This window comes from Rhodocytophaga aerolata (assembly GCF_030503435.1).
GTDB classification, from domain to species: domain Bacteria; phylum Bacteroidota; class Bacteroidia; order Cytophagales; family 172606-1; genus Rhodocytophaga; species Rhodocytophaga aerolata.
Map to the genome: position 1 here is coordinate 53,286 of NZ_JAUKPO010000016.1, position 12,422 is coordinate 65,707.

Below are 12,422 nucleotides of genomic sequence, written 5' to 3' on the forward strand. Positions count from 1 at the left end.
ATTAACTCAACTCTTCTGCTGCGATTCTTTGGCAATCTGTTCTACTTCGTTCCATACCCGGAATACATTATCCGAACAAATCTTGCGGATATCTTCTTCAGAATACCCTCGTTTGAGCAAGTGAAAAATCAGGTTTGGGTAAAAGGAAACATCTGTTAAGCCTTTGGGCAGGGTAGGACCGACTCCATCAAAATCAGAACCAAAGCCTACATAATCAATGCCCACTAATTTTACCACATGATCTATATGGTCGGCTACTACCGATACATCTGATAACCTGGTGTTGGCTTTCATATATTCCTCCTCATATGCTTCTACTTTCGGATCGTCTGGAGAAAGGTTGTTTTGTTTAATCCAATCGGCCATATGTTTATTATTCAAGTCGCCTTGTTTGCGGGAAGCAGAATCCACAAAGGTAGAACCGAAGTTGATCTGGATTACGCCACCTTTGGCAGCCAGTAGCTTAATCATATCATCCGTCATGTTTCGTTCAAAACCGGGGGTAAAGTGGCGGCATGACGAATGAGAAGCAATAACGGGTGCTTTAGAAAGTTGCATAACCTGATAAAAAGCACTATCCGAAATATGCGATACATCTACCATAATGCCTACCCGGTTCATTTCGGCTACCACTTGTTTTCCCATCGGACTTAATCCATTCCAGGTACGGGTAGTATCATAGGAAGAGTCGCAGATAAAGTTGTCTTTGCCATGGGTAAGTGTAATATAGCGGATACCTTTCTTATAGAAATAATCCACGTTTTCTAGTTTCTCTTCTAAGGGAGCGCCATTTTCCATGCCCATAGGGAGGGAAATCTTGCCCTGTTCATAATTTTGCTTTACCTCTGCCGGAGAGTTGGCCAGAGCAAATTTATCCGGATGATCTTTAGTAATTTTTACGACCATATCTATCAGGGAATCGGCTAATGCTTTGGCTCCGCCACTTTTCTGGTACGAAGAAGAAACATAAATAGACATAAAGGGAGCATCCAGACCTCCTTCTTTCGCACGTATATAATCAAATTCTCCCCCTGCTGTTTTCTGGGATACATCTTCCATTTTGTTGCGCAGCCGGTAAGGAAGATCAATGTGGCCGTCGGTAATAATGTATGTATGGGCTAGTTCATTGGCTTTTTTTCTCAACTCATCATCAGTTTCTGTAGTTGTGTTTGTGGTTTGTTGCTGGTCGCAGGAAGCAAGAATAAGTGTGCATAAAACAGAGAAGAAGAGTATTGGAATTTTGGGAAGTAAATGGATTGAAGTCATGTATACATAAACGGTTAGTGGTCATTGGGTAATCTATCTATATTTTTAAAGACAACAAAATCAAGCCTCATTAAAATAAAAAACTCCCTCACATTTAGGTAAGGGAGTTTTTTTAAGAAATTGTTGAAATTAGTTCTTTGGCAATTCCACCATCATAATTTCTGCTTTGCGGTGATTTTTCTTTGCCTGCTCTGCTTCATCTTTTCTGGCTTCTGGTGTCTGTCCCATGCCTTTGGCGGAAACTCTGGCAGAAGGAATTCCTTTGGAAGTTAAATACCCCGCTACGGCTTTTGCCCGTTTTTCTGAGATCTGTAAATTATGTTCTGCTGTTCCGTCAGCATCCGCATACCCGGCTATAGTAATAGCATAGCCAGAATTATTTTTCAGGTACGCATATACCTTTTCTAGTTCCGGCATAGCATCCGACTTTAGATTCGTTTTGTCTGTATCAAAGAAGATGATGTATGTCAGATTGGGCTTGATTACTGTTTCTTTCGTGATTTTTTGCTTCTCTTCTTTTTTTGCTGGTTCAACTTTTACTACCTGATCGCCAGTGATATTGAAAGCGGGCAGGGTGTAAATAGTTTCTCCGTTAATCACTACCGGTTGTAATTTGCCTTCATTATCTGAGTAATAATAGGTACCCGTCAGTGGCTCGTTAGGTATTTTGGTTAAATCTACCGCATTTTCGTTATACATCATGTTCAGCAGATAATCCAGGGCTACCGAGTCGGAAGCAGCAATAATGTTATCCATCAGTTCGTATAGGTCCAGTTTATCTTTGCCAAATTTTGCCGGATCTATTAAGGTGCTGTCTTTGGTAATATCATAAAACACATTCTTAATAGATACCTCCTGGCCAATCTGCTTACCGGCTTCCACAATGCCTTTCATACGGATTTCCTGATATAATTCATAGAAGTAATTCTGATTTGGGATACACACATTCACCAGATAGGGCATATAGCCTTTTGCTTCAATCACCATATCGTAGCTTTTTCCCGGAGGAAAAATTACCAGGTACTGGCCCGTTTTACTGTTTGGATTATATACGTTTTTAATTACCTCTCCACTTTCTTTTTCAATAATCTGAATTTTGACCGGTACTTGTTTATCACCGGTAATAATTTTTCCCTTCATCATGGTTAGTGGCACTACTCCTTGTTCTTCCGGAATACCCAGGAAATAAATATCCTGGCCGCCTAAACCGCCGGGGCGGTTAGAGGAATAGTACCCTTTTTTTCCATCTGCAGAAAGTACAAAATAATTATCGTTATACACAGTATTTATCGGATATCCCATATTTACCGGCATTGTCCAGGATTTGCCTTTGTTCACCGTTTTGAAAATATCACTGCCACCCATGGTATTGTGTCCGTTGGAGCTGAAATATAATGTCTGGCCATCTGGGTGGATAAAGGGAGAATCTTCATCATAGGGCGTATTAATCATTGGCCCCAGGTTAACAGGGTCGCCCCATTCCCCGCTGTTGTTTTTCCGGATTACATACACATCTTGCCCTCCAAAACCTCCGGGACGGTTACTGGAGAAGTACATGGTTTTCTGGTCTGGAGTAAGGCTGGCACTGCTTTCCTGGGAAGTGGAATTAATTTTAGAGCTGAGTTTTACCGGGTTTGTCCAGTTATCGCCTTGCATTTCGCAGCTATAAATATCACCGTTGTTTGTTTGACCACCCATATAAATCAACAGGTGCTGACCATCGGGTGATAAGCCTACAGAACCAATATTTGTTTTAGCATTTAGCCCGATACTTTTGGGTGCCGACCAGCTGCCATCTTTTTTATAGGCAATGGCAATGTCTTCTGTTTCTGTAAGCGTACCTGTGGCTCCTGGTTTTTTGGCTGCCTGCTGTGGCCTGAGAGAGGTATACAGCAATACACTTTCATCCGCTGAGATTACCGGGCCATATTCCGTGAAATTTGTGTTAATAGGGGCGCCTACATTCTGAATAAATACATTCAGGGTATCTTTAATTAACTGCTGGGCATTCCGGCAAATTTGTAGCTGGCGTTCAGTTTCAGCCAGTTTAGCATCGTTTTTTGCTAAGGTCTTTTTATAGGCACTAAAGCTGGCAATAGCTTTGTCGAACTGGTACGTGAGATGATAAAGTTGCCCCAAATATTGATGGATTTTGTCGGGTATGCGTTCGTTTTTATGTTGCCGGGCATACTCAAAATAGGGTAATGCTTTTTGTTTTTCATCGGTCGTGCTGAAATAACACAGACCAATGCGGAAATTGGTTAGAGCATCTTTGGATTCTGTTTTGTCCAGATCCAGATATATGGGCAAGGCACTCGCAAAATCATTGATCAGGAAAAACTTGTCGGCTTTGTCTGTTTTTGCAATTGCTGACTTACTCTGTGCCTGCAGATGTACCGAAAACAAACCCAGGAAAATGATTAAAATACTTGTGGTGTATACTTTCTTATGCATGAAATAAAAAGTTAACGGCGTATTATCCTTAAAAAATTGCATTTTAGTGCTTACGCTACTATTGCAGGGATAAAAATAGAAAGTGTACCAGGCAATAGATGTATGATGACCTATTGCTTGGTACACTTGTAATAAATGAAGGAAAAATATACTGGCTTTTTACCAGGCGGAGATCACCGGAAACAAGGATTATTTAAAGCATACATAGGTAGAGCCGCTGCAATTTTGCATAGGTTATTAACCTAAACTGATTTCAAACTGAACAAGGTCTACAAATTCCTGTACCCGGCTATCCAGTTCGTCTTTCGATAGGTGTTGAAGCCGTTCGGTGCCAAATTTTTCCACGCAAAAAGAAGCCATAGCTGATCCGTAAATAATGGCCCGCTTCATATTTTTAAATGACGTATCTTTTGTACTTGCCAGATAGCCAATAAATCCTCCGGCAAAAGTATCACCGGCTCCAGTGGGGTCAAAAACATCTTCTAAAGGAAGGGCTGGGGCAAAAAATACCTGGTTTTCTTTAAATAATAAAGCCCCATGTTCCCCTTTTTTGATGATCAGAATTTTGGGGCCCATCGTTAATATCTTCTTGGCTGCTTTTACCAGGGAATATTCTTTGGCTAGCTGTCGGGCTTCTTCATCGTTTATGGAAAGCACATCTACCATGGTTAGCACGTCCATTAAATCAGTCAAGGCCACATTCATCCAGAAATTCATGGTATCCATCATAATCAGTTTCGGGCGTTTATGCAGCCGCTGAATAACTGTTTTTTGAACAGATGGAGCCAGGTTACCAAGCATCAGGTATTCACAGTTCTGGTATTCATCCGGAATAATGGGATCAAAATCTCCCAGTACATTCAGTTCCGTAACTAAGGTGTCCCGGGTATTCATATCATTGTGGTATTTGCCAGACCAGAAAAAAGATTTTTCGTTTTCTTTGATCTGCAACCCATTGGTGTTAATGCCGTGCTCCTGCATCATCTTAATATCTGACTTCAGGAAGTCGCCGCCTACAACTGCCACTAAGTTGCTGTTTTTTGTAAAATAGGAAGCAGCAAGGGAAATAAATGTGGCTGAACCACCGATGATTTTGTCTGTTTTTCCGAAAGGAGTCTCTAATGCATCAAAAGCAACGGACCCAACCACTAATAAACTCATGAGAAAATAGTTAAGTATATAATTTAATTTGAGCAAAATTACAAATCTGCGGTACTATTGCTAGCATATTGAGCGAATACTCTTTGTTTGATGGCCGGCCACTCGCTGTCTAGAATGCTGTAATACACAGAATCCCGGCTCCGGCCACTTTCCGTAATCAGATGCTTGCGCAGGATACCTTCTTCGGTAGCTCCCATTTTCAGCATGGCTTGCCGGGAATTAGTGTTCAAAACATCCGTTTTCAATTCGACCCTCTGCATGTCTAGTACAGTAAAAGCGTAGTTTAATAATTCGTACTTGCAGGCCCGGTTCAGGCCGGTTTTCTGATAATCTACGCCCAACCAGGTCCATCCGATTTCCAGTTTCCGGTGTTCAAAGGCAATGTTGCCGTAACGGGTACAGCCAGCAATGCTATTTGTTTGTTTGTCTATAATGGTAAAGGGTACCGATTGCCCGGCCTTACGCTGCGCAATGGCTGTTTGCAGGTACCGGAGCAGATCTTCTCTGGTATCTACTTTGTTGGAAGATATTTGCCACAGGGAAGGTTCCAGGCCAATAGATACTAAGCCTTCAAAATCTTCTTCGCCCAGGGGTTTTAGCAGCGACCGGTTATTTTGTAGCGTAGGAGGGTGCAGGAATACAGGATGCATAGGAATAAATAATTAACGGCATATATTAAACTAATTACAAAAGTAAACCATGAAAAGAGTAAATTTTACCGGATGTATGTTTGTAAACAGCCATATTGGGTAGTAAACCAGATACATATACATGAGCTTAGGTATTGCATTAAATTACCGTAGCCCGTTTGAATGGTTTGGAATCATCGAAAAGCTTGCGGTAAGTAACATGGGTTTTACAAACTTTTCCTCCCATTATTTCTACCATTTTCATCATGGTTGGGTTAAAATCTCCAATCCAGTTCATTTCGAAGTCTTCATAGATTTGCCCAGGGACTTGTACATGTTTGCCGGCTGCCACCACAATGGCACTTTCCAGTCCTTTGCCCTGGTATTCTGGGATGAAGCCGAATACTAATCCGAACATTTTCTTAATCGTCCGGCGGTATTGGTGCCAGAGGAGTTTAACAATGCCAACTGCGTTTAGTTTGCCATTTACATATTTAAATATCTGGTTCATTTCCGGTAACATCACAAAAAAGCCGATAGGCTGTTCTTTATGATAAGCAAACCAGACAATGTCTTCATCCAGAATAGGCTTAAATTGTTTCATCAGGGCTTTTACTCCATCAGAGGTCATCTCTTGAACGCCTTCGTGGCGGGCCCAGGCTTTGTTATAAATACTGCGTAAATCTTCCCCGTATTTTTCCAGTTTACTTTTTTCAATATGCCGGAAAGAATACTCCGGGTTCTGGAAAATGCGTTCTGCTTTTTTTACCACAATCGGATGAAGCGGTTCCATTACCTTTCGGTGATAGGTATATTGCTGAAAATAATCTTTGAACCCATACGCCTCAAATAAAGCCCGGTAATACCGGTGATGATAAAACATGCCATAATTGGGTTCTGTAAACCCTTCTATCAATAAACCCCACCACTGATTCCGGTCTCCAAAGTTTACCGGACCATCCATGGCTTCCATTCCTTTGGCTTGTAGCCACTGTTTACATATGTCAAATAAGGTAAAGGCCGCCTCCTGGCTATTAATACACTCGAAAAAACCCATTCCCCCGGTTGGCTGATCAAATTTGGTAGCGGTATTATGGTCAATAAAAGCAGCTACCCGTCCAATCGTTTGCCCTTGTGAGTCTTGTAAAATCCACCTGGTACATACCCCATGTGTAAAAAATTTATTTTTTTCTGGAGTAAAAACATTTTCTATATCGCTATCCAGCGGGCGTATCCAGTTTTTATCATCTATGTACAATCGTACGGGCAGTTGTAAGAATTCTTTTTTATGGGCAGGCGTACGTACTTCTATTGCTTGCATAAGAGGCTATCTGAATAAAAGCCCGAAGTTAAGGCAAACAGGTAAGAAGAAAAAATGGATGGGTGTTACAAAAAACCATAACCATTGAACAGGTGAGCGGATATTTCAAACATTTATGCTTCATTAAAAGTATATTAGCTAATAAGCAATAGTCTTACGCCTATAATCATTCAACTATGTCCCAAAACGTATTAATTACCGGAGGAACCGGCCTGGTGGGTCAACGGTTAACACAACTTTTGTTGCAGGAAGGCTACCAGGTTTCTTACCTGAGCCGCAGCAAAGAACCCATAAATGGTGTACATGTGTATGCCTGGGACATTGAAAATGGTAGTATAGAAAATGGAGCTGTAGAAAAAGCCGACTATATTATTCACCTGGCTGGTGCCGGGGTTGCCGACAAACGGTGGACCAGTAGCCGCAAACGGGAAATTCTGGAAAGCCGCACTAAGTCAGCTGATCTGTTATATAAAACATTACAACGAGGTTCTCATCAGGTAAAGTCGGTAATTGCTGCATCGGCTATCGGATATTATGGGTATGACACCGGCAATGCTCTGATTACAGAAGATTCTCCGGCTGGGGATGATTTTCTGGCGGATGTTTGTCAGCAATGGGAGTTTTCTGTAGGCCAGATCCGGCAGTTAGGTATCCGGACGGTTAGCTTCCGGATAGGGATTGTTTTGAGCCCACAGGGTGGAGCCTTGGCGAAATTGCTTCAAACGATAAAAGTAGGGGCCGGCGCAGCCATAGGGAGTGGCAAGCAATATTTTTCATGGGTACACATCGAGGATGTTTGCCGTGCTTTTATGAAAGCGATGACAGACGATACAATGGAAGGCATATACAACCTGACAGCGCCAAACCCAGTTACCAATGAACAACTCACCAAGCAAACAGCCGATGTACTGGAGAAACCTTTGCTTTTGCCTAATGTTCCTGGCTTTGCCTTAAAACTGGGTATGGGCGAAATGGCTAATGCTGTATTAGGGGGTAGCAACGTTTCCAGTCAACGGTTACAGGCTACTGGATATCACTTCCTGTTTCCTGAACTGAAGCCTGCCCTGGAAGATTTGTTGATAGAATAATTTTTGCTTTTCCTTACAAGTCTAGCCCTAAACTGTGAGTTGAGTCCGGTCAAACATTGGCAAAATCTATAGCATAGAGAAACTGCAATTGCTTGTTGTTCGCACTGGCAGGTACAAGTCTTAACAAAGTGTTTCGCAGGCTGAGTAACAGTTTATTTTCAAGCTGGGCCACTTTTCCCAGTTGCCAGGAAGTATTAACGATTCTGGTGGTACGGGATATCCGCTTCTGTTCAAATACTTGAAATGCTTTTTCTAGATCCGTGGCGTATACGGACATACAATTAGCTAAAATAACGGCATCTTCAATGGCCTGGCAAGCGCCTTGTCCCATATTTGGCGTAGTGGCATGGGCAGCATCGCCACAGAGCAGTACTTTACCAAAAGCAAATTGTTTAATAGGTTTTATATCTATAATATCATTCCAGATTAACTGCTCATCGGTGGTCATCGCCAGAATGTTGGGAATGGGCTGGTGATAATCCTTAAAGTTGTCTGATAACTCTTTTGTGGTGAATTTTGCATAATGCGTATCCTGGTAGGGAGCATTTTTACAGGCAAACCAGTAAATACGGTTTTGTGACAAAGGTACAATGCCAAATCTGCCTTTGCTACCCCATGTTTCGGTAGCTTTTTGCTTGTGAAAACCCTCTGGCTGGCCTTCTATTACTGCCCTCCAGCAGGTATATCCGGCATACCTGGGTACACTGCCCGGAACCAGCTTTTTTCTTACAACGGAATGTATGCCATCGGCAGCTATCAAATAATCTCCTTTTGCCTCACTGCCATCTTTAAAAAAAATCCGGACACCTGTAGATGATTGCTCAAAGTCTTTACAGGCTTTCCCTAACACAAGCGTGTGGGGTTGCAACTGTTGCACTAAAAGGTGGTGTAAATCAGCCCGGTGTATGGTAACATTATCAGTACCGAATTTTTTGCTCACTTCCAGGCTATTGGTTTTGGTAATTAACTTGCCGTTTTCTGCCAGAATTTCAAAGCTGGTTAATACTGCTCCAGCTTGTAGTAATTCTTCACCCATACCCAAATCGGTTAGTGCTTTTACAGCATTGGCTGCCAGACCTAAGCCTGCACCCAATGCTTTTAGTACAGGTGCACTTTCGTAGATGTTAACCTGAAATCCTTTTTTTTGCAGGGCAATGGCCGTACATAAACCTCCTATACCGCCACCTAAAATAGCTATTGTTTTCATCAAGTTAGAATTTTTGTAATCCGGAAATCTACTTACAGATACAGATAAGTAGTTTGTTTATTGTTTAGGACAAATGTACTAATTTTTAAATTTAGGACAAATGTTCTAAATAATTTATTTTTGCTGAATGACTACTAAAGAGAAGATAATAGATACAGCCTTACAATTATTTAATAAACAAGGTATCGATCCTGTTACTACCAGACATATAGCCAAAGAGATGAATATCAGTCATGGTAATTTGTGTTATCATTACTCAAAAAAAGAAGACATTATTGGGCAATTGTACCATAACCTTGTGGCTGAACTGGACCAGGAAATTGCTGCCATACAATCTGGTGTTCCAAGCCTGGAGATGTTAATGCAAGCAACGGCTGCTACTTTCCGGATTCAGTATAAATACAAATTTATTCTGCAGGATATGGTGGCTATTATGCGCAAAATTGAGCCTATCGGGCAGCATTTTAAGGTACTTTATCAGCAAAGGAAAAATCAGTTCCGGCTAATTATTCAATACTTGCTTATGCAAGGGCTTATAGAGTCTGAAAAGGTAAAAGGGCAATACGATAATTTTATAGATCAGTTTTATATCATTGGCGATTTCTGGGTATCGGAAGCAGAAATTTTATTTGACGGACCGGACGAAGAAAAATTAGCTCATTACACGCAACTTGCTTTCAGTCTGATCATACCTTACTTTACCCCAAAAGGCCTGGAAGCCTACCAGTATTTACAGAAGGCACATCAAAAAGATTAAGGAGGTACAGGTAAATTACTTCCATTATTAACAAACAACTATGCAACAGATTTCTACAGATGGCTTACTTAACAAACAGGAGTTACTAAAAGACATTATACGTCCCACCAGACGCCGGAAACGGTTTTTTAACAGCCTGCTGGATGGAATATTTTTTAGTCTTTTCTTTTATGCCCTAGTTATGATTATTGTGTTGGGGTATGGCGTTATTTCATTTCTTACAGGCAATGATTCTTCTCAGATGATCGGCGAGGAGGCAGGTATGATGATTTACCTGATTTATTATATAGGCTATCTGACGTACTTTATTACATTTGAACACTATTTTGGAAAAACCCTCGGAAAAATGGTGACCAATACCAGAGTAGTGTTAATGGATGGTTCTCAACCTAAGTTAATTAAGCTTATCATGCGGTCGTTTGCTAGGTTGATTCCCCTGGATTTTCTTTCCTACTTATCTAAAGATCCCCGTGGCTGGCACGATACCATATCTGATACGATGGTAATAGATGATATTCCGCTATACAGGGTCGGACCTAAAGCCATATCGCAGGAAAAAGAGGAAGAGGTTTTCTAATTCAACAGGTAAATTGAAATAAAAAAGGCGGGCTATCGATAGCCCGCCTTTTTTAGGTGTTTTCCTCCATACTCAGCTCTTTGAGTTTTGCCCGCACCACTCTTGCACAGATGGTAATACTGATCTCATACAACAAGAATAAAGGTATAGATATCAAAATCTGGCTGATAACATCCGGAGGAGTAATAACGGCTGCAACGATAAGGATAACTACAATGGAATGTTTCCGGTACTGACGCATAAGCGTGGGGGTGATAATGCCCATCTTCGCCAGTACAAATACGAGCATTGGCAATTGAAACATAAGCCCGCAACCGATTACCAGGGTAACCAGGGTAGAAATATAAGAGCTGATGTTGAATTCATTTACAATGGATTCGTCTATCTGGTAATTGGCTAAAAAATTAATGGAAAGGGGAGCCGCAATGAAATACCCAAACATTACCCCCAGCAAAAACAACAAACTAACAAAAAAGGTAGCGCCTGTAGTCATGCGCCGTTCGGTAGGATGTAAGCCTGGTTTTATAAACCGCCACATTTCCCAGAAGGCATATGGAAAAGCCAGAACCAGACCAATTACTATGGATGAACCCAGGTGCATGGTAAACTGCTCGGTCATCTCCCTGGCTTGAATAACAAAATTTAGTTTCTCAATACAAAGCGCATTCGAATCCATCAGCTGCCCCAGCTTACAAAACATGCGGTATGTCCAGAAGTCTATCTTCGAAGGGCCTAAGATGATCTTGCCAAAAAATAACTCCTTATTGGTAAAGGCAATAAAGCCAAATACAAAAATTGCTGCTACCGACCGGACCACATGCCACCGGAGTTCTTCCAGATGGTCAATAAACGACATTTCCTTTTCTTCCTCTTCTTCCACAGGTTTTTGATGAGGGTTTCTTCTGATGATACTGCCAATCATTCCACTACTGCCTGATCCGTTACTAGATTTACTATCTTCTTTCAAGGTTGTGCTGAGTTAATATGCCATAGGCTTACTTACAAAAATAATTAATTTTATTTGCTTTTGGCGACTTATTCATACAATAATACTTACGGAAAAGGCGATCTTCCGGACTTGTGATGGGTAATTTCTCATAAGCTGCCTAGATGAAAGAAAAGCAAATACATGCAGCAGCGGTAAATCAGGAAGCATACTAGGTAAACAGGTAACTCAGTTTATGTAACCGGCAAAAAGATAGAAAATACTCAGCCGCCTTTTTTAGTGGTTCATCCGCAAAAAATGCCATTTATAAGAATCTGTTTTCTGACCTGGTACTTTTTAAATAGGTTTGAGTAAGTAAATTCTTTTCATTATTGGTTTAAGGTAAAAAAAGGGCTGCTATCGCAACCCTCTTTTTTTGTAATCCAATTTCAACAGCTACTTCAGTTAAAGAGTAGAATTTCTCTTGTCAATAAAATTGAAGTAAAAAAGTTGTTAGCCTTGTGTACGACTATCGATGCTGCAAGTAGTATTAATGCCTCCGCGGACATTATAGATTGTAGAAACCACTAACCGGTCAGGGTCTTCCAGCCATTTCTTCAGGTCTTCATAAATGTAGGCAGTTACATCTTCCTGGGCTATACCCACATTGCGCCAGGAGAGAATATAATACTTTAAGCTTTTTAGTTCTACAATCCAGGAGCCAGGCACATACTCAATCCGGAGTACACCAAAATCTGGCAACCCTGAAAAAGGACATAAGGCCGAAAATTCGCCTGTTTCAGTTTCGTACACTACTACCTGTTTCGCCTTATGCGTATAGGGTAGGCGGTGAATTTCTTGTTGCCTGCTATCTGGGGGAAGAAACAAGTTAAGTTTACCGTCTGGCTTTATGCCATACTGAGCCATATAATCCAGGGCAACCTTGGTATGGTCCAGAGCTAGTTTATACGTTTCTTCTAGTTGTTGTTCGATTATTTTGTTTTGTTGCAAATCAGCCATTGCGTTAATTTTTATTC

Annotated in this window: 11 protein-coding genes; 3 read left to right on the plus strand and 8 right to left on the minus strand. The window is 41.2% G+C overall.

The genetic code is table 11. The features are described from left to right. Nucleotides 1-6 precede the first annotated feature (6 nt). The 5 genes from Q0590_RS22590 to Q0590_RS22610 all read right to left on the minus strand — a co-directional run bounded on the left by Q0590_RS22590 (nt 7) and on the right by Q0590_RS22610 (nt 6,831). Nucleotides 7-1,266, minus strand: a complete 1,260-nt coding sequence (locus tag Q0590_RS22590) for a dipeptidase (RefSeq protein WP_302039883.1) — start codon at nt 1,264-1,266, stop codon at nt 7-9. Nucleotides 1,267-1,395: 129 nt separating this feature from the next. Then, complete coding sequence (locus tag Q0590_RS22595; RefSeq protein WP_302039884.1) at nt 1,396-3,720, minus strand: OmpA family protein; 2,325 nt, start codon at nt 3,718-3,720, stop codon at nt 1,396-1,398. Between the two features lie 237 nt (nt 3,721-3,957). Beyond that, nucleotides 3,958-4,881 carry a PfkB family carbohydrate kinase gene (locus Q0590_RS22600; protein ID WP_302039885.1) on the minus strand — a complete coding sequence of 308 codons (924 nt, stop codon included), beginning with the start codon at nt 4,879-4,881 and terminating at the stop codon, nt 3,958-3,960. Between the two features lie 38 nt (nt 4,882-4,919). Next, nucleotides 4,920-5,531: a GNAT family N-acetyltransferase gene (locus Q0590_RS22605; protein WP_302039886.1), complete on the minus strand. Its 612-nt coding sequence runs from the start codon at nt 5,529-5,531 to the stop codon at nt 4,920-4,922. A 139-nt stretch (nt 5,532-5,670) separates the two neighbouring features. After that, nucleotides 5,671-6,831: a hypothetical protein gene (locus tag Q0590_RS22610; protein ID WP_302039887.1), complete on the minus strand. Its 1,161-nt coding sequence runs from the start codon at nt 6,829-6,831 to the stop codon at nt 5,671-5,673. Nucleotides 6,832-7,007: 176 nt separating this feature from the next. On the opposite strand from Q0590_RS22610, the gene Q0590_RS22615 reads away from it, so the two are divergent. Then, nucleotides 7,008-7,919, plus strand: a complete 912-nt coding sequence (locus tag Q0590_RS22615) for a TIGR01777 family oxidoreductase (protein WP_302039888.1) — start codon at nt 7,008-7,010, stop codon at nt 7,917-7,919. A gap of 49 nt (nt 7,920-7,968) precedes the next feature. Here the strand turns inward: Q0590_RS22615 and Q0590_RS22620 are convergent, their stop codons facing one another. Next, complete coding sequence (locus Q0590_RS22620; protein ID WP_302039889.1) at nt 7,969-9,126, minus strand: FAD-dependent monooxygenase; 1,158 nt, start codon at nt 9,124-9,126, stop codon at nt 7,969-7,971. 127 nt (nt 9,127-9,253) lie between these two features. Here Q0590_RS22620 and Q0590_RS22625 point away from each other — a divergent pair, with 127 nt between their 5' ends. Next, a complete protein-coding gene (locus Q0590_RS22625; protein WP_302039890.1) occupies nt 9,254-9,883 on the plus strand; it encodes a TetR/AcrR family transcriptional regulator in 630 nt (209 codons plus the stop codon). Nucleotides 9,884-9,923: 40 nt separating this feature from the next. After that, nucleotides 9,924-10,460: an RDD family protein gene (locus tag Q0590_RS22630; protein WP_302039891.1), complete on the plus strand. Its 537-nt coding sequence runs from the start codon at nt 9,924-9,926 to the stop codon at nt 10,458-10,460. Between the two features lie 52 nt (nt 10,461-10,512). Here Q0590_RS22630 and tatC read toward each other — a convergent pair whose 3' ends face one another. Both tatC and queF read right to left on the minus strand, forming a co-directional pair. After that, on the minus strand, nt 10,513-11,427 hold the full coding sequence (tatC, locus tag Q0590_RS22635) for a twin-arginine translocase subunit TatC (RefSeq protein WP_366970492.1): 915 nt from the start codon (nt 11,425-11,427) through the stop codon (nt 10,513-10,515). Nucleotides 11,428-11,898: 471 nt separating this feature from the next. Continuing rightward, a complete protein-coding gene (gene queF, locus Q0590_RS22640; RefSeq protein WP_302039892.1) occupies nt 11,899-12,405 on the minus strand; it encodes a preQ(1) synthase in 507 nt (168 codons plus the stop codon). Between the last annotated feature and the right edge of the window lie 17 nt (nt 12,406-12,422).